The sequence below is a fragment of the Herbaspirillum sp. BH-1 genome (assembly GCF_002870055.1).
GTDB lineage: Bacteria > Pseudomonadota > Gammaproteobacteria > Burkholderiales > Burkholderiaceae_D > Herbaspirillum > Herbaspirillum frisingense.
The window spans coordinates 200,204-217,601 of the sequence record NZ_PKOI01000004.1; the positions used below are offsets into that span (position 1 = coordinate 200,204).

The following is a 17,398-nucleotide window of genomic DNA, read 5'->3' on the forward strand; positions in this document are numbered from 1 at the left end:
ATGGCAGTCCGGCACATCGTGATGTGGGACATCCAGGGCGAGCGCGGTAGCGCGCCGCATCTGGCCAATGTCGAACAGGTCAGGCAAGCCTTCGAAGGGCTGGCCGGCCGCATTCCCGGCCTGCGCCATCTGGAGGTCGGCACCGATGTCAGTGGCGTCGATTACGCCTGTGACGTGGTGCTGGTCACGGAATTCGACAGCGCCGAGGCCTTGCGTGCCTATGCCGATCATCCCGCCCACCTGGCCGTGCGCCAGCAACTGGGCAGCCTGCGCATCGCGCGGCATCAGGTGGATTATCCGGTGCGCTGAGCGTGGGCTCAGACCATGCCGCCATTGGCGCGGATGGTCTGGCCGTTGATCCAGCCGCCGGCCGGGCTGACCAGGAAGGCCACCACCTCGGCGATATCGTCCGGCTGCGCCAGGCGTTCCAGCGGCGGCAGCTTGGCCAGGTGTTCGATCTGGGCCTCGGTCTTGTCCTTGAGGAAGAGATCGGTGGCGGTCGGTCCCGGCGCCACGGCATTGACGGTGATGCCGCGTCCGCGCAGTTCCTTGGCGAAGATGTTGGTCATGGCTTCCACCGCCGCCTTGGTGCCGGCATAGACCGAATAACCGGGCAGCGCCAGGGCCTTCACGCTGCTGGAAAAGTTGACGATGCGGCCACCGTCGCGCAGCCGTTTGGCGGCGATGCGCATGGTGTTGAAGCTTCCCTTGAGGTTGATGGCGATCAGGCGGTCGAAGAGCTCGTCATCGGTATCGGCCAGCATGGTCAGGCCGGGCTGGATGATGCCGGCATTGTTGACCAGGAAGTCGACGCCACCGAAGAGCGTGCAAGCCTGATCGACCATGGCGGCCACCTGGGCCGGGACGGCGACATCGGCCTGGACGGCGGCAGCCCGTCCGCCGGCGGCTTCGATCCCGGCCACGACCGCGTCTGCGTCGGCCTTGCGTCCGGCATAGTTGATGATGACGGCGATGCCGTCGGCCGCCAGCCGCCTGGCGATGGCCGCACCGATGCCGCGTGATGCGCCGGTGACGATGGCGACCTTGTTGCTGGAACGGGAACCGGAAGCGGTATTGGCGATGCTGGTCATGGTTTTCTCCTGAATGGAAAGTCATTGGGGTGGAACGGCATGGAAGAATCATCTCACTGCCGCCGCTTCTGCTGTAGCCGTATAATCGACATATCGCTTATCCACTTATTGCATAGCCATGTTCGATGATCTGGTCCTGTTGCGCAGCTTCGTTGCCATCGTCGAATGCGGCAGTATCTCCGCCGCTGCGCGGGCGCTGCGGATGACCCAGCCGACCCTGAGCCGGCAGTTGAGCGCATTGGAACAGCAGTGCGGTGCCGAGCTGCTCAGGCGCGATACCCATCGCATGAGCCTGACCGAGACCGGCCAGCGCTTCCTGCATGATGCCCGTGCCATCATCGAACTGGCCGACGCAGCCCAGCAACGACTGAGGCTGGAACAGGGCGGACTGCAGGGCAACATCCGGGTGTTTTCCACCATCGACTTCGGGCAGACCGTGGTGAGTCGTCTCATCAGCAGTTTCATCCACGCACACCCCGGCGTGACGATGGAACTGGCCTATTCGAACCGTCCGCTGCACATGATCGAGGAGGGCTGTGACGTCGGCATCATCGCTGGCGCGTTGACCGACGACCGGGTGGTGGCGCGCTCCCTGGGACAGATCCGCCGTCATGTGGTGGCGTCACCCGGGCTGGTGGCGGCACACCGCCGCTGCCGTCGTCCGGAGGACCTGCAGGAATGGCCGTGGGTGATCCTGTCGTCCGCTACCTTTGGCGGCACGCGCGAGGTGACGCTGTATCGGGACGGGGAGGAAAGTCGCCTGCAGGTGCGACCGCTGCTGCAATCCGAAGGCGTGACCAGCCTGCGCGAAGCAGCGCGCATGGACCTCGGCGTGGCGGCGTTGCCGACCTGGCTGGTCGAGGAGGATCTGGTCTCCGGCCGACTGGTGCGACTGCTGCCGAAGTGGGAAGCCAGCACGCTGCCGGCGCACGTGGTCTATCCGGCGCGACGCAACCTGCCGCTGCGAGCCAGGACCTTCGTGGACTTTGCGCTGGAGTATATGTCCACGGTCCTGACCTCGCACAGGCGCTGAGGGATTGTGCCGATTTACTCTCCGAGACGGCAGCGCTGAGCCTGCCCTAGACGAACTTGGCCAGCGGCGCCCAATGTGGCGGCAATTGCAGCGATGCCAGCGCCGGCACGCAGGCATACACTTCATAGCTGGCAACGCCGCTCTCGATGAACGGGTCCTGCGCCATCATGGCGTCAAGTTCCTCGCGATCGGAACAGCTGGCCAGCAGCAGCCCGCCTGTCCGGTTTTCCATGGGGCCGGCAAGGATCACCTTGCCTTGCCTGACGTTGTCGATCAGCCACCTCTTGTGGGCGTCCAGATGCTGGTTGATGTCCTCGACCGGCCGCAGGTAGGTCAATGTCACGACATGGATCATGATCAGGCCCCTTCGCGCGTGAGCAATCCCGTAACTGCTGCCGGCACCGCATCCAGAGCCTGGCGCATCGAGGTGCTGCGCAATTCGGCGCCCTTGGTAAGCAATTCGGCACGCACGAAGCTCACCCGCTTGATACCGATGAAACCGAAGAACGCGCTCAGATACGACTCCTGATGATCCATGCTGCCCGCCGGACCGGAGGAATACATGCCGCCCCGCGTCGATGCCACCAGCACCGCCTTGTCACCCGCCAGGCCAACGGGACCGGTTTCGGTATAGCGGAAGGTACGCCCCGGTTGGGCAATGCGGTCCAGCCAGGCCTTGAGCTGGCTCGGAACCGAAAAGTTGTACATCGGCGCGCCCAGTACGATGACATCGCTCGCCAGCAGTTCACTGACCAGAGTGTCTGAGAGCGTATGTTCAGCGCGCAGGCCGGCGTCGCTGGTGACCGTGCCTGGCTGGCGGAAGCCGCCTGCGATGGGGCCGTCAAGATGCGCGATGGGAGCGGCGACCAGATCGCGGGCGGTGACTGTCGCGTCGGGATAGCGGCTGCGCAGTTCTTCAACCAGGGCAGCACTGAGCACGCGCGAGGCAGAAGCGTCGCCGAGGATGCTGGAGTCGAGATGGAGAATCTTCATGGTGAGGTCCTTTCAGGGATCGGTAATCAGAGCGACAGGAGCCACGATACCGGCCCGAAACCCTCTTCACTAGCCAGCGGAATTGGATCAGATTGTTCTGCATATAGGACAATCAGCTGTCTATAATCAGAATTTTCCATTCCGGGTTTGTCTCATGGAAGACCTCAACGATTTGGCCTTGTTTGCCGCTGTGGTCGTGCATGGCAGCTTTTCAGCCGCTGCGCGGGCGTTGAACACGCCCAAGTCGCGCATCAGCCGCCGCGTGGCCGAACTGGAGCAGCGACTGGGCGTGCGCCTGCTGCAGCGCTCCACGCGGGTGGTGCGGGTGACCGAGGTGGGCTCGGCGTTCTTCACCCACTGCGAGGCGATGACACATGCCGCACGCGCGGCGGTGGAGGTCACCGAACACGCCGGTGCACGCCCGACCGGTCGCCTGCGGGTCAGTTCGCCCATGGGCGTGTCGCATATCTTCCTGGCACCGCTGTTGGCCCGTTTTCTCACGGCTCATCCTGATGTGCGGCTGGAACTGGAGTTGAGCAATCGGCGCGTTGATGTGATTGGTGAAGGAATCGATGTCGCCATGCGGGTACGCAGTACGCTGGAGGATTCCAATCTGGTGGTGCGAAGCTTCGGCACCAGTCACCAGATCCTCACGGCCAGCCCCGGCTTCGTCGCTACCCATGGTCCCTTCAAGACGGTGCAATCCCTGCAGGGACAACGTGGACTGGGGCCGGGTGGCATGCCAGGCGAGGCGGCACGTTGGCGGCTGCAGGATGCGGACAAGGCGGTGGCAGAGATCGCTTACACGCCGGTGCTGGTGACCGATGACGTGCATCTGATGCAGGCTGCGGCCACTGGAGGAGCGGGATTGGCCGTACTTCCCTTCAATGTATGCCGCCAGGCAGTCGAGCGCGGTGAACTGGTGGTCGTGCTGCCACGCTATCACGCAGCGGCCCACCAGTTGCATGCCGTATTCCCTTCGCGTCGCGGGCTGGTCCCGGCGGTGCGCGCCTTTATCGAGTTCCTGGCCGTCGAGTTGTCCCGGACGATGCAGGTGGAGAACCAGGCGTTGCAGGCGCTGTTAGCGCGACAAGGGGCGGTCCAGGTGTAGGCAGATTGCTTCGGACAACCAGTGAAGGTTTGAATCGGGCAAGTAAAACGAGCGGCTGTCAGGACGGCAGGCTTCAATCCAGCTGTATTCCATGGTTCTTTTGAATACATCTGTTAATTTGCCACGCCTAATCAAGAACCTCGTTCTACTCTAAAGTCTCGCCGTATTCTGCCCAGCCACCCCCAGGAAACCCCAATGCAAAAAAACGACGTCATGGATTACCTGCCGCGCATGGTGATCTTTTCCCGGGTGGTTGAAATGGGCAGCTTTTCCGGAGCGGCCAGCGCTTTGGGATTGAGTTCGTCTTCCGTCAGTCAGCACATCAGCGCCCTGGAAGCCGCCATGGGGATGACCCTATTGCATCGGACAACCCGCAAGCTCAGCCTGACGGAAGCAGGCCAGACCTTCTATGCCAACTGCGCGCGCATCTTGATGCTGGCCGCCGAGGCCCGTCAGAATGCCGAGAATCTGCACAAGGACATGGTCGGTGAGGTGCGCATTTCGACGTCCAGTTTCATGGCTTCCGAATACCTCGTGCCAGCGCTCGAAGGCCTTCTGCACGACTATCCCAAGTTGCGTATCAATATCGACGTCAATGATCACAACGTCGATCTGATCGAGAAAAGCGTCGATATCGCCCTGCGCGCGGGGAAGGCCGCGGGGCCTGAGGATGTGTTTCTGGCGCGGCTGGATGCGGTACTTTGCGCGGCGCCCGCCTACCTGCAAGGACATTCGCCCATCCGTACACCCGAGGACTTGAGATCGCACGAATTCATCTTCTTTACGCCGCTTGGGACAACCATGGAACTCGGTATGCGCGACGGTGCCGGGAGGCTGGTGCAAATGCGCCTGACTCCTCGCATCTCGGTCAATCACACCCATTCATTGCACAAGCTGACTTTACAGGGACACGGCGTGGCGCGGCTGCTACAGAGCAAGGTGCAGTCCGATCTCGATAACGGTCGGTTGCAGCGGGTGCTGCCGGACTGGACGCTGGATGGCTACTGTGCCTTTTTGTCGACGAATTACCGGGGCCAGGTTCCACAAAAGGTGGTCGTTTGCGTAGAGCATATCCGGGCGTATTTCCGTCGCCGGCATCCGGTCATGCAGGAGGCATGATGGCCTGGCTCGCCAGGAGAATATTCGTCTCCATTCCACTTGTATTTTGAATAAACTGATCAATCACTTCAGGCTAATCAAAAGCCTGATTTTCAAATAAAGTACGCGGTTTGCCCCACCCTGCAAAGAAAAACCGAGGGGCACGCGCAAAACGCGAAATTCCCGGCTGCTTCCTTTAGCGCATCACAGTGGCTCTCCCAAAAAGACAGCCGAAGCCAAAAACGAAATCCATGTCTAGAACAGCGTAACAGGGCTCTTCTCTCGCCTTGAGAGAGCGCCGGTTTCCCTATGCCCGCTCGTCAGTTGGAGCAACTTTCTCTGGTGTAAATTTTATGAATTTGAAGCGCCTCACGGTTTTGTCCCGACTTACGCTGGGCTTTGGTTCTGTCCTCTTGTTGCTGTTAGTTATCCTGGTCAGTGCTTTATGGAAAATGGATCAGATCAAGCAACAGCTTACTTCCATTACCGACGTAAACAATGCCGAGATCTATCACTTGGCAGCGATGCGATCCGCGGTTTACGAACAATCGCTTTTGCTCCGCAATCTGGCGCTTTCTTCTTCGCAGGAAGAGTCCGGGAAAAACGTCGCCAGTCTTAAGCAATACATCGAAAAATACGCTAAGGCGGAAAGCGCTCTGGCAAAAATGTTTGCGGAAATAGAGGAGACTACCGAGACTGAAAGATCAGTCATACTCGTCATCAAGAAGCAGTCTTCAGAAGCGCTCCCTCTGCTAAAGCAGGTAATCAATCTTGTGCAGGAGGGGAGGGGCGACGAGATTCAGAAATTTAATGCCGCAGAATTATCCAAGAGGCAGGCAGATCGCCGACGCACATTAGCCGAACTTTCCCAGTTCGAAGATAAGCTCAACGACGACGCAAAAAATGAGGCGATGAGCGTGTATTCTGCAGCACGAAAACTGATCATCGCGCTAGGGGCGCTGGCGCTTTTGACAGGGCTGATCGCAGCCGTCGTCATCACCAGGAGCATCTTGCGTCAGCTGGGTGGCGAACCAGCCGATGCTGCCGCACTGGCAGCGCTGATTGCCAAAGGCGACCTGCGAGCGCAGATCAGCGTTGAGGAAAGCAATCCAAATAGCCTCATGATGTCGATGAAGAGTATGAATGACTCGCTCAGGGCAATTGTGACCGAGGTTCGCAAGGGTACTGATGCCATTACAACTGCCAGCGGCGAAATTGCTTCCGGCAATCTGGATCTTTCTTCGCGTACGGAGGAGCAAGCAAGCTCATTGGAAGAAACCGCGTCTGCGATGGAGCAACTGACGGCAACGGTCAAGCAGAATGCGGATAGAGCAAACGAAGTCAACTCCCTGGCCGCAGATGCTTCTGGCGTAGCATCGGAAAGCGGGAAACTGGTGCAAAGGGTTGTCACGACGATGGCCGCTATCGACGACTCTTCAAAGAAGATCGTGGATATCATCAGTGTCATTGACGGCATTGCTTTTCAAACCAACATTCTCGCCCTTAATGCTGCCGTGGAGGCCGCGCGGGCGGGCGAGCAAGGTCGGGGATTCGCGGTGGTGGCATCGGAAGTGCGAAGCCTGGCGCAGCGCAGTTCCACTGCGGCAAAGGAAATCAAGGAGCTTATCGATGATTCGGTAGATAAGGTCGCGGCTGGAAGTGCTCTGGTAAAACAGGCTGGCGAAACAATGAATGAGGTGGTGTCGAGCGTAGATCGAGTAGTCGCAGTGATCGGAGAAATTAGCGAGGCCAGTAGCGAGCAGAGCAAGGGCATTGATGAAATCAACAATGCCATTTCTCAGATGGACCAAGTGACCCAGCAAAACGCAGCTTTAGTCGAGGAGGCTGCGGCCGCCTCTCAAGCACTGCAAGAGCAAGCCAGGAAATTAGGCAGCATGGTTGAGGTTTTCGTGGTTGCCTGATTGTCCGGCCTACACCCTCCATCGAGTGCAGCTGGATTCCCGAAAACAAAGGATAGTCCGAACTTGCGTAAAGTCCTTCCTGAAGTATCCCTCGGTTACTGCTCGTTGGATGACTCTTGCAGAACTCAACAAGAGCGCAGTGGACCGTATTGTCTGCGTCATACCAGATCCGTATAGGTCGCAAGATTTCAGGGAGTAAAAAAAACGCCTAGAACAAAGGCTCTAGGCGGTTAGGGATATCCTAGGATTTTCTAGGAAATGTGTTTGGTGGAGCCGGCGGGAATCGAACCCGCGTCCAGAAGCACTCTACAGACAGTTCTACATGCGTAGTGCAGTCAATTGGTTTTGATCCTGGCGACGCGGACGCACACGCTTCGACAGGACGAGTTACCTTGGATTTAATGACGTATCAAGTAACCCGATACGCCACGATTCCCTGTAAATGACTCTACCGCTGTTGCCAGCACACCCCAGGGAAGAAGTGCTGTAGAGCTAGAAGTTTCTTAGGTTTCTAGGTGCGATTTACGCTGCGAGAGCGTAAGATTCGTCGTTTGCATTTAAGCAGTTCCGGATGGATTAACGAGGTAACCAGTCCTCGGCATGCCCTGTTCCGCTTTGCAACCCCTGTCGAAACCAAGTCGGCCCCGTGAGTGTTGAAGCTTCGCAAATCCAGCTGGGCGCTTGAACCTGCGTATTACGCTTGCCTCCCGCTAGAGAGGCGCCCGCTTTTCGGCGGGAGGCAAATTATAACCTACTCCTTGTTGTATGGGCGTGGCCGGGCTTTTCAAGGTCCGGCGTCCATTCCGTTCATCCGTTCATTCATCCAGTCACTGGATCGTCAGTTCCACCCGCGCCTTGGGCTCCTTGGCTGGAATGCCGGTGCCGTCCAGCCGTGGGGCGATCAGGAAGATGCGCGCCGGGTCGATCACACTTTGCTCCTGCAGGTAATTGCGCACCTGGTCGGCACGACGCTGGGCCAGATTGCGCAGATCATCCTGGGTGACCTCGGTGTGTTCCAGGATCATCTTTTCCATCTCTTCCGGCGGTAGGGACTTGGACAACCCGATCATGTTGCGCGGTTTGTCGAACTTGCTGTCCTTGTAGACGCGCTCCAGATACTTGCCGCGCTCGGCCGGGCTGATGCGCACCGGGCCGGAGGGCTGGCCTTCGCGGGCGATCAGGTCGGCGCGTTTCAGGCCGCGCATCTTGCGTTCCAGGGCTTCCTGGCGCAGGCCTTGGTCATCGACCTGCGGATCGACGCGGCCGGTGATGTCGAGCTTGATGCCGGGGCGTTCGTGCAGGACGTAGCCCAGCGCATCGAGCTTCTTGCGGACCTCGTCGGTGACTTCGGAAGAGCCCGGCGCGAACTCGATATAGCGCAGTTCGCCAATGTGCTCGTCGGCACGGAACATCGATCCGATGAGGGCAAAGGGCGAGGTGACGGCCTTGACGATCAGGTTCACGAAGACCCGCACGATGATGCCGCCGACCGAGAACTCGGGGTCGGAGAGCGAGCCTGAGATCGGCAGGTTGAGATTGATATTGCCGTCACGGTCCTTGAGCAGAGATACCGCCAGCATGACCGGCAGCTTGGTGGCGTCGGGGCTGTCCACGCGTTCGCCGAAGGTCAGCTGTTCGATGCGCAGGTCGTTCTGGGCGACCAGCTTGTCGTTCTCGATCTTGTATTGCACGTCCATGGACAGCTTGCCCTTGGTGATCGGATAGCCGGCATACTTGGCGGAGTAAGGCGTCAGGCGCGGCAGTTGCACGCCGTTGGCGCTGGCCTTGAGGTCCAGGTACATGGGCTTGAACAAGGGATTGAGCGAGCCGGAAATCTGCAGCGGTGCATCGTTGTCGATCTTGCCGCTGATGTTGACGGGAGCGGGCTGCGGTTTCTCCGACGAGATCTGGCCGATGGTGCCGGCCAGGCCGGTCATGTTGGCGGTGTAGTTGGGTTTGACGAAGTTGTCGGTGTAGTTGATGTTGCCGCCTTCCAGGACCACCTGACCGATGCGTACGATGGGGGCATCAGCGGAGGCGGCCGGCGTGGTCACGGGGGCGGTGGAGGTGGTCTTGCGGGAGCTGCCGGTGTTGCCCGCGTTGCCGGGCTTGGCGTCCTTGCTGTCCTTCTTGCTGTCGTCGGTGATCGAGCCCTGTTCCTGCGCGTCGGCCACGACGATGTCCTGCAGGTTCAGGCGGCCCTTGTCGGAAAGGATGGCGCGGGCGTAGAAGTTGGACAGGGTGATCTTTTCCAGCGCCACTTGCGTGCGTGCACCCAGTCTGGCCTGGATGCCACTCACGGCCAGGGTGCGCCAGCGCAGGAAGTCGGTGGAGGTGACCTTGTCCTGCATGCGCAGGTTGGTGACGGCAGCCTCACCCTTGTAATCCAGCGCGAGCTTTTGGTTCTCCAGCGGCGGCGTGACGGTCAGCTTGCCCTTGGCGCTGACCAGGCCGGTGCTGAGGGTCACGTTGAGGACATTGGTGAAGTAGTGCTGGAAGGGCGCGATGGGCAGGTCCTTGACGTCCAGGTCGAGGTCCAGCTGCTTCAGGCGGGGCGCAGCCTGGCCGCTCAGTTCGGCACTGCCGGCTTTGTCGAAGCGTGCCTGCAGCTTGAAGGGGATGGGCTGGTCCAGCGTGTCGCTGAGATTTTTCGCCTGCAATGACAGGGACTGCAGGCTGATCGGCTGGGCGCCCTTGCCGGGCGGCGTCAGGCGCAGGTCGGCCAGGTCCACGCTGGTGTCGTCGAGCTTGATGTGCCCATCGCGCAGTTGCAGGGTGGTGTTGCCGGAGAGCTTGCCGGCGATGTCGGTGACGGGGCTGCGCGCCAGGTAGTTGCGGTAGGCGGCAAGGTCGATGCGTTCCAGCTTGAGCTTGCCACCGACCTGCGCCTTGAGCGGTTGGACCTGGCCGTCAAAGGCCAGCGTGCCGTGACCGTTTTCCGTCACCGACAGGTTCAGTTGGGCGGGCTTGGCATCGACGGCGGTCGATAGGCCGGTGGCATTGATCTCCAGTTTGGAGAGCTTGATATCCTGCGCCGGGCTGGCGTTGGCCTGGTCACGCCAGCGGATGTCGCCGCCGTTTACTTTCAGTTGTTGCAGGACGATGGGGGCTGCTGGTGCGGGTGCCGCGGGTGTTGCTGGTACAGCCGGAGTCGCCGGTGCCGGCGTGCCGGCCTGCGCTGGCGTGGTGCCCGGTTTGGCCGGAGCCTTGCTGTTGCTGGTACCGCTGCCGAGGGCGCGTAACCAGTTGATTTCGCCGCGGGCATTCATGTCGACCCAGACTTGCGGCTGTTCCAGGCTGACCTGGCTGATCTCGCCGCTGGCGGCCAGCAGGTCGAATTGTCCGAGTTGCACGGCCAGTGACTTGGCCTTGAGCAGCGGGGCCTTGGCCTTGTCCTGCAAGGAAATGTCATCGATCCGGATATCACCGGCCAGGGTCACGGTGGGCTTGTCTTCCTTGCGACTGAAGCCCAGGTCCAGCCTGGTGGTGAGCTTGGCGCTCTGCACGGCCAGGGGCAGTTCGGCGGGGACAAAGGGCAGGTAGCTGACCAGGTCCAGCTGGTCGATGTCGATGGCGAATGCCGATTCCTGCGACGAGGTGAAGGGTTTGCTGCGCCCCTTCAGGTGCAGCGGCGTGCCGTTGATGGTGGCGGCCAGTTGCGGCTGCACGAAACTGTCGATGTTGCCGGGCAGGTTGGAGATGAAGGGCAAGCCGAGTTGCAGGGCGGCGATGTCGATGGTCTTGCCGCTGACCTTGTCTTCGAAGCGGATTGCGCCATCCTGCAATTGCACGTTGGCCAGCGAGAAGCGGGCCTGGCCTTCGCTCTTGGGTTGTGCCGCCAGACGGTCGAGGATGTCGGAGAAGTTGTAGTGGCCGCTGCCGTTGGCGTCCAGGCGGATGACATGCAGTTGCGGAGTGGTCAGCTTGATCTCATCCAGTACCGGTGCCATGCGTAGCAGTGAGGCCGAGGAGGCGTCCACCAGCAACGATTGGGCGCTGAAGAAGGCACTCTTGCCGTCGGCTTCGAAGAGCGTGATATCGGAGGCCCGCAGCGCCAGCCGGAAGGGATTGAAGCTGATCTCGCCGATGGAGAGCTTGCGGCCGATCTGGGCCTGGGTCTGATCGATGGCGATCTTGCGTACCAGGGCCGGCAGGGCGGCCCAGCTAAGGGCGGCCAACACCAGCAGGACGACCAGGATCCAGGCCAGCCATCGGAGGGGGCGGCGCAGACGCTGCCATGCGGGGTGCTGGGAGAAAGAGGCGGTGCCCGGCTTGGTCATTGCGGTTTTCCCTTGTCGGTGCCGGCCCGTCCGCTGCATTGGCTGCAATGGCTGCAATCCTTGCAAGGGAGGCCGGTTCTGATTGTGATGTGTCGGCGGTGAGCCTGCCTGCCGTCATTCTAATGCGAGGCGTCGTCACTGTGACACGTTAGGCTGGCGCAGGCTAGGAGGGGAAAGCGGCGCCAAAGTTTCCGCCGGGCGCCGCTGGCGGATCAGGAGAGGAGGGTGAGGATCTGCAGTGGGGCGTGCAGCAAGGCGTCGGCATCCCATCCGGTGGGCTCGCTGTGGCCGCAGTAGCCCCAGGCGGCGGCGATGGTGGGCATGCTGGCGGCCCGGCCGGCCTGGATGTCGCGCAGGTCGTCGCCGACGTACCAGCAATCCTCGGGCGCCAGTTGCAGGCGCCGTGCAGCTTCCAGCAACGGGGCGGGATGGGGCTTGGGATGCGGGGTGGTATCGCCGGAGACGATGCAGGCAGCGTGGCCTAGGCCGATCTGCGGGGCCAGCACGTCGGTGAAGCGCGCAGCCTTGTTGGTGACGATGCCCCAGGCGATCTGGCGCGATTCCAGCTGTGCCAGGAGTTCGGGGATGCCATCGAACAGGCGGCTGTGCCGGCTCATGTTGGCTTCGTAGCGATCCAGGAAGCGCACGCGCAGCGCTTCATATTCTTCGTGGTCGGGATGGATGCCGAGCGCTGCCCCGATCAGGCCGCGTGCACCGGCCGAGGCGACCGGGCGAAGCTGCTCATAGGGCGCATCGTCCAGGCCGCGCTCCTGGCGCAGGAAATTGGCGGCGGCCGCAAGGTCGGGCGCGGTATCGGCGAGGGTGCCGTCAAGGTCGAACAGGATTGCGCGCGGAGGGCGTAATGGCATGGGGTCTTGTCTGTGATGGCGGTGGAGAGGAGCGGCCGCAGCAGGGCGCTGCGGCGCGATGGCGGATCAGGCCAGCTTGGTACAGGCGACCAGGTAGTTGACGCTGGTGTCTTCGTTGAGGGAGTAGATCTTGGTCAAGGGGTTGTAGCCCATGCCCTTGAAGGCGTCGATCTGCAGGTCGGCCTCGCGGGTGTAACGGGCCAGTTCGGCCGGGGTGATGAACTTGGCGTAATCGTGCGTGCCCTTGGGCAGCAGGCGCAGGACGTATTCGGCGCCGATGATGGCCATCAGGTAGGACTTCATGTTGCGGTTGAGCGTGGAGAAGAACAGCTTGCCGCCCGGCTTGGCCAGGGTGGCGGCGGCGCGCACGATGGCGGCCGGATCGGGGACGTGTTCCAGCATTTCCATGCAGGTCACCACGTCGTACTGGCCGGCTTCGCGTGCGGCCATGTCTTCGGCGGCGATCTTCTCGTAGCGCACCTGTACGCCCGACTCCATGCTGTGCAGGTCGGCCACTTTCAGGGCCTTGTCGGAGAGGTCGATGCCGGTGACGTCGGCGCCCTTGATGGCCATGGATTCGGCCAGGATGCCACCGCCGCAGCCGATGTCGATGACTTTCTTGCCGGCCAGCGGAGCGCGGGCATTGATCCACTCCAGGCGCAGCGGGTTGATTTCGTGCAGGGGACGGAACTCGGAACCCGGGTCCCACCAGCGATGGGCCAGTTCACTGAATTTCTGGATCTCTTGGGGATCGGCGTTCATGGTCGCGTTGGTCGCATTGGTCGTGTTCATGGGGCCTAATGATAGCCCAAACGGACAGTCCCGGTTGGCGGCGGCAGATCAAGTGAGGCGGCAAAAAGCGGCTGACGCGCAAATGCCGCAGCAATAAAAAAACCCCGCCGAAGCGGGGTTCATTGAGCCTTGTAGCGTCAATCGATTACTTGCGGGTACCCACAACTTCGATTTCCACACGACGGTTCTTGGCGCGGCCAGCAGCGGTCTTGTTGTCAGCGACCGGTTGCGACTTGCCCTTACCTTCGGTGTAGACGCGGTTGGCTTCAACGCCCTTCGACACCAGGTAGGCCTTGACGGACTCAGCGCGGCGAACCGACAGCTTCTGGTTGTAGGCGACGGAGCCGATCGAGTCGGTGTGGCCGACGGCGATGATGACTTCCAGGTTGATGGCCTTCAGGTTACCAACCAGTTCGTCCAGCTTGGCCTTGCCAGCCGGCTTCAGGGTTGCCTTGTCGAAGTCGAAGAATGCGTCAGCAGCGTAGGTGACCTTTTCCGAGGTCGGAGCAGCGACAGGAGCCGGAGCCGGAGCAGGAGCAGCAGCGGCAACCGGAGCCGGTGCCGGCGGTTCTTCGCACGGACCGTTCACGTAAGCGGTTTGCCAGCACAGACCGTAACCGCTGCGGGTCACGACGTCACGGCCATCTTGCAGGTACAGGCTGCCGGGACGAACCTTGATGTCCTTGGTTTCCTGAGCGGTGGCAGACAGTGCGATGGCTGCGGACGCAGCAGCGAAGACGAGTTTTGCTAATTTGTTCATGTTTCTCCTCTCGGGTGAGATATCCGCAGATAAACTGCGCTACAAGATTACGACATCAAAAAATGAATAATATCATGTGTTCAGGTCGTCACAGGCCCTTGTTCCATGGGGCTAGTAATGAACTTAGCCGCCATTCTGCCACACGGATTGCCCTTGAGCGATGCTTGCCAATTGGTCCAGACAACGTTTTTGGGACTGTGTTGTTTCTTCGCAACGGGATATTTTTGAGCCGTTTTTGTTCCATCTGAGCCTGAAAAACCCCGATTTTTTCTAGAAAATCCTTATTTTTCATACAGTTCGCGCATTTTCGTCTCGGCAAGTAGTTGTCATTTTCTCCGGAGCATTGTCGACGACGATGTGGATCATTTTTCTGTGCCGGGGCACGGGAATGATCCCGAGAAAGTTTTTAGGCGCTTGTTATTTTGGCATCGGGTAGGCCAACGCAAGGAAAACGATGCCTTCTGGCAATGCTTCCGTTTCCATCTCGCCAACCTGATGCGTCAACGGCCTGGCTGCCGGATGCCGCCACTAATATATATAGCGAAAGCTTCCGCGAAGTCAGCCGCTCTCGCAGGCTGGGAGCGGCTGTGCAGCGGGCATCTGAATTTTGCGTCACTTTCCTGACGGGCGGTGAAGCACGCCGTTGGAGGCGTTTTGAGGGCGGTTGAAGGGCTTTTGACCCTCCTGGCGTGCTAGAATCCACTGTTCTGATCAGTCCAAGGGCCACGCCCGCCCGGCAGGATTTTCTGGCCGGGAAACATCTTTCGACTCTCCAATGGATCAATTCGCTAAAGAAACCATCCCCATTTCCCTCGAAGAAGAGATGCGCAAGAGTTACCTCGATTACGCCATGAGCGTGATCGTGGGTCGGGCACTGCCGGACGTGCGCGATGGCTTGAAGCCGGTGCACCGCCGCGTGCTGTACGCGATGCACGAGATGAACAACGTCTGGAACCGTCCCTTCGTGAAGTGCGCGCGCGTGGTCGGTGAAGTGATGGGCAAGTATCACCCGCACGGTGACGCGTCCATCTATGACACCCTGGTGCGCATGGCCCAGGACTTCTCGCTGCGCTATACCCTGGTCGACGGCCAGGGCAACTTCGGTTCCATCGACGGCGACGGCGCCGCGGCGATGCGTTACACCGAGTGCCGCCTGGACAAGATCTCCAACGAACTGCTGGCCGACATCGAGAAGGAAACCGTCGATTTCGTGCCCAACTACGACGGCAAGGAAAAGGAACCTTCGGTCCTGCCGACCCGTATCCCCAACCTGCTGGTGAACGGCTCCTCCGGCATCGCCGTGGGCATGGCCACCAACATCCCGCCGCACAACATCACCGAGGTGATCAACGGCGCGCTGCACCTGCTGGCCAACGAGCATTGCACCATCGATGAGCTGATCGAACTGGTGCCGGCACCGGACTTCCCGACTGGCGGCATCATCTATGGCGTCTCCGGCGTGCGCGACGGTTATCGTACCGGTCGCGGCCGTGTGGTCATGCGCGCCAAGACCCACTTCGAAGAGTATGGCCGCGAAGGTCGTATCGCCATCATCGTCGATGAGCTGCCCTACCAGGTCAACAAGAAGGCCCTGCTGGAACGCATCGCCGAGCTGGTGCGCGACAAGAAACTGGAAGGCATCTCCGACCTGCGCGACGAGTCCGACAAGTCGGGCATGCGCGTGGTCATCGAATTGAAGCGCGGTGAAGTGCCCGAGGTGGTGCTCAACAACCTCTACAAGCAGACCCAGCTGCAGGACACCTTCGGCATGAACATGGTCGCCCTGGTCGATGGCCAGCCCCGCCTGCTGAACCTGAAGCAGCTGCTGGAATGCTTCCTGTCGCACCGTCGCGAAGTGGTTACCCGTCGCACCGTGTTCGAACTGCGCAAGGCGCGCGAACGCGGTCACGTGCTGGAAGGTCTGGCCGTGGCACTGGCCAACATCGATGACTTTATCGCCATCATCCGCGCCGCACCGACGCCGCCGATCGCCAAGGCCGAACTGATGTCGCGCGCCTGGGATTCGTCCATGGTGCGCGAGATGCTGGCCCGCGCCGGCGAAGCCAACGAAGGCGGCATCGAAGCCTTCCGTCCGGAAAGCCTGCCGGCCCATTACGGCATCCAGTCCGATGGCATGTACAAGCTCTCCGACGATCAGGCCCAGGAAATCCTGCAGATGCGTCTGCAGCGCCTGACCGGCCTGGAGCAGGACAAGATCGTCAACGAATACAAGGAAGTCATGGCGCAGATCGCCGACCTGCTGGACATCCTGTCCAAGCCGGCCCGCGTGACCGCCATCATCACCGACGAACTCAACGCTGCCCGCAACGATTACGGCATCGGTGCCAAGGACGAGCGTCGCTCCACCATCGAGCACAACGCCACCGACCTGGCCACCGAAGACCTGATCACGCCGCAGGACATGGTGGTCACGCTTTCGCACACCGGCTACATGAAGTCGCAGCCGGTCTCCGAATACCGCGCGCAAAAGCGTGGCGGTCGCGGCAAGCAGGCCATGGCGACCAAGGATGACGACTGGATCGACCAGCTCTTCATCGCCAACACGCACGACTACATCCTGTGCTTCTCCAACCGTGGCCGCCTGTACTGGCTGAAGGTCTGGGAAGTGCCGCAAGGTTCGCGCAACTCGCGCGGCAAGCCCATCGTCAACATGTTCCCGCTGCAGGATGGCGAGAAGATCACGGTGATCCTGCCGGTGTCGGGCGCCAACCGCAGCTTCCCGGATGACCGCTACGTCTTCATGGCGACCAGCCTGGGCACGGTCAAGAAGACCCCGCTGTCGGACTTCTCCAACCCGCGCAAGGCCGGCATCATCGCCGTGGACCTCGATGAAGGCGACTTCCTGATCGGTGCCGCGCTGACCGACGGTGCGCATGACGTGATGCTGTTCTCGGATGCCGGCAAGGCCGTGCGTTTCGACGAGAACGACGTGCGTCCCATGGGCCGTACCGCCCGTGGCGTGCGCGGCATGAACCTGGAAGAAACGCAGCAGGTCATCGCCCTGCTGGTGGCAGAGAACGAGCAGCAGTCGGTGCTCACCGCCACCGAGAACGGCTTCGGCAAGCGTACCCCGATCACCGAGTACACCCGCCATGGCCGTGGCACCAAGGGCATGATCGCGATCCAGACCAGCGAGCGTAACGGCAAGGTAGTGGCAGCGACTCTGGTCGATTCCACCGACGAGATCATGCTGATCACCACCGGTGGCGTGCTCATTCGCACCCGCGTGTCGGAGATCCGCGAAATGGGCCGTGCCACCCAGGGTGTGACCCTGATCGCGGTAGAGGACGGCACCAAGCTGTCCGGCCTGCAACGCGTGGTCGAGTCCGATGTGGAAGACGTGATGGACGGCGAGAACGCCGAGGGTGCCGGCAGCGAAGCTCCTGCCGCTGGCGAGTAAAGCAAGTCCCGGGCGGCTGGCGAGATGC

The 17,398-nt window shown here is 61.0% G+C and carries 13 protein-coding genes and 1 other RNA gene; 6 read left to right on the forward strand and 8 right to left on the reverse strand.

Features of this window, described 5'->3' with window-relative positions; translation table 11 throughout:
• Complete coding sequence (locus tag HBH1_RS07665; RefSeq protein ID WP_039874383.1) at positions 1-309, forward strand: Dabb family protein; 309 nt, start codon at positions 1-3, stop codon at positions 307-309.
• Positions 310-317: 8 nt separating this feature from the next.
• Here HBH1_RS07665 and HBH1_RS07670 read toward each other — a convergent pair whose 3' ends face one another.
• Entirely contained in the window at positions 318-1,091 is a 774-nt protein-coding gene (locus tag HBH1_RS07670) for an SDR family oxidoreductase (RefSeq protein WP_077235486.1), read from the reverse strand.
• 118 nt (positions 1,092-1,209) lie between these two features.
• On the opposite strand from HBH1_RS07670, the gene HBH1_RS07675 reads away from it, so the two are divergent.
• The gene (locus HBH1_RS07675) at positions 1,210-2,124 is read left to right on the forward strand and encodes a LysR family transcriptional regulator (protein ID WP_199181543.1); all 915 of its coding nucleotides are present in this window, start codon (positions 1,210-1,212) and stop codon (positions 2,122-2,124) included.
• 46 nt (positions 2,125-2,170) lie between these two features.
• Here the strand turns inward: HBH1_RS07675 and HBH1_RS07680 are convergent, their stop codons facing one another.
• Together HBH1_RS07680 and HBH1_RS07685 are read right to left on the reverse strand one after the other, a co-directional pair.
• On the reverse strand, positions 2,171-2,479 hold the full coding sequence (locus HBH1_RS07680; protein ID WP_102662243.1) for a YciI family protein: 309 nt from the start codon (positions 2,477-2,479) through the stop codon (positions 2,171-2,173).
• A gap of 2 nt (positions 2,480-2,481) precedes the next feature.
• A complete protein-coding gene (locus HBH1_RS07685; RefSeq protein WP_102662244.1) occupies positions 2,482-3,117 on the reverse strand; it encodes an FMN-dependent NADH-azoreductase in 636 nt (211 codons plus the stop codon).
• A gap of 154 nt (positions 3,118-3,271) precedes the next feature.
• Here HBH1_RS07685 and HBH1_RS07690 point away from each other — a divergent pair, with 154 nt between their 5' ends.
• The 3 genes from HBH1_RS07690 (at position 3,272) to HBH1_RS25605 (ending at position 7,248) form a co-directional block, all read left to right on the forward strand.
• Positions 3,272-4,228: a LysR substrate-binding domain-containing protein gene (locus HBH1_RS07690; protein WP_102662245.1), complete on the forward strand. Its 957-nt coding sequence runs from the start codon at positions 3,272-3,274 to the stop codon at positions 4,226-4,228.
• Positions 4,229-4,423: 195 nt separating this feature from the next.
• The gene (locus tag HBH1_RS07695; RefSeq protein WP_233207556.1) at positions 4,424-5,347 is read left to right on the forward strand and encodes a LysR family transcriptional regulator; all 924 of its coding nucleotides are present in this window, start codon (positions 4,424-4,426) and stop codon (positions 5,345-5,347) included.
• A 332-nt stretch (positions 5,348-5,679) separates the two neighbouring features.
• Positions 5,680-7,248, forward strand: coding sequence for a methyl-accepting chemotaxis protein (locus HBH1_RS25605; protein WP_102662246.1), 1,569 nt, complete (start codon positions 5,680-5,682; stop codon positions 7,246-7,248).
• A gap of 265 nt (positions 7,249-7,513) precedes the next feature.
• Here the strand turns inward: HBH1_RS25605 and ssrA are convergent.
• The 5 genes from ssrA to ompA all read right to left on the reverse strand — a co-directional run bounded on the left by ssrA (position 7,514) and on the right by ompA (position 13,949).
• Positions 7,514-7,894, reverse strand: a transfer-messenger RNA (tmRNA) gene (ssrA, locus tag HBH1_RS07705).
• Positions 7,895-8,075: 181 nt separating this feature from the next.
• Entirely contained in the window at positions 8,076-11,528 is a 3,453-nt protein-coding gene (locus HBH1_RS07710; protein WP_102662247.1) for a DUF748 domain-containing protein, read from the reverse strand.
• A 212-nt stretch (positions 11,529-11,740) separates the two neighbouring features.
• The gene (locus tag HBH1_RS07715) at positions 11,741-12,397 is read right to left on the reverse strand and encodes an HAD family hydrolase (protein WP_102662248.1); all 657 of its coding nucleotides are present in this window, start codon (positions 12,395-12,397) and stop codon (positions 11,741-11,743) included.
• Positions 12,398-12,463: 66 nt separating this feature from the next.
• Entirely contained in the window at positions 12,464-13,189 is a 726-nt protein-coding gene (gene ubiG / locus HBH1_RS07720; RefSeq protein ID WP_006462110.1) for a bifunctional 2-polyprenyl-6-hydroxyphenol methylase/3-demethylubiquinol 3-O-methyltransferase UbiG, read from the reverse strand.
• 145 nt (positions 13,190-13,334) lie between these two features.
• A complete protein-coding gene (gene ompA, locus HBH1_RS07725) occupies positions 13,335-13,949 on the reverse strand; it encodes an outer membrane protein OmpA (protein WP_006462111.1) in 615 nt (204 codons plus the stop codon).
• Between the two features lie 775 nt (positions 13,950-14,724).
• On the opposite strand from ompA, the gene gyrA reads away from it, so the two are divergent.
• A complete protein-coding gene (gene gyrA / locus HBH1_RS07730; RefSeq protein WP_077235494.1) occupies positions 14,725-17,370 on the forward strand; it encodes a DNA gyrase subunit A in 2,646 nt (881 codons plus the stop codon).
• The last annotated feature ends 28 nt before the right edge of the window (positions 17,371-17,398 follow it).

Excerpts from the sequence above, each read along its gene's own strand:
- HBH1_RS07665 (WP_039874383.1), top strand. The coding sequence starts at position 1 with ATGGCAGTCCGGCACATCGTGATGTGGGACATCCAGGGCGAGCGCGGT.
- HBH1_RS07670 (WP_077235486.1), bottom strand. The coding sequence starts at position 1,091 with ATGACCAGCATCGCCAATACCGCTTCCGGTTCCCGTTCCAGCAACAAG.
- HBH1_RS07675 (WP_199181543.1), top strand. The coding sequence starts at position 1,210 with ATGTTCGATGATCTGGTCCTGTTGCGCAGCTTCGTTGCCATCGTCGAA.
- HBH1_RS07680 (WP_102662243.1), bottom strand. The coding sequence starts at position 2,479 with ATGATCCATGTCGTGACATTGACCTACCTGCGGCCGGTCGAGGACATC.
- HBH1_RS07685 (WP_102662244.1), bottom strand. The coding sequence starts at position 3,117 with ATGAAGATTCTCCATCTCGACTCCAGCATCCTCGGCGACGCTTCTGCC.
- HBH1_RS07690 (WP_102662245.1), top strand. The coding sequence starts at position 3,272 with ATGGAAGACCTCAACGATTTGGCCTTGTTTGCCGCTGTGGTCGTGCAT.
- HBH1_RS07695 (WP_233207556.1), top strand. The coding sequence starts at position 4,424 with ATGCAAAAAAACGACGTCATGGATTACCTGCCGCGCATGGTGATCTTT.
- HBH1_RS25605 (WP_102662246.1), top strand. The coding sequence starts at position 5,680 with ATGAATTTGAAGCGCCTCACGGTTTTGTCCCGACTTACGCTGGGCTTT.
- HBH1_RS07710 (WP_102662247.1), bottom strand. The coding sequence starts at position 11,528 with ATGACCAAGCCGGGCACCGCCTCTTTCTCCCAGCACCCCGCATGGCAG.
- HBH1_RS07715 (WP_102662248.1), bottom strand. The coding sequence starts at position 12,397 with ATGCCATTACGCCCTCCGCGCGCAATCCTGTTCGACCTTGACGGCACC.
- ubiG (WP_006462110.1), bottom strand. The coding sequence starts at position 13,189 with ATGAACACGACCAATGCGACCAACGCGACCATGAACGCCGATCCCCAA.
- ompA (WP_006462111.1), bottom strand. The coding sequence starts at position 13,949 with ATGAACAAATTAGCAAAACTCGTCTTCGCTGCTGCGTCCGCAGCCATC.
- gyrA (WP_077235494.1), top strand. The coding sequence starts at position 14,725 with ATGGATCAATTCGCTAAAGAAACCATCCCCATTTCCCTCGAAGAAGAG.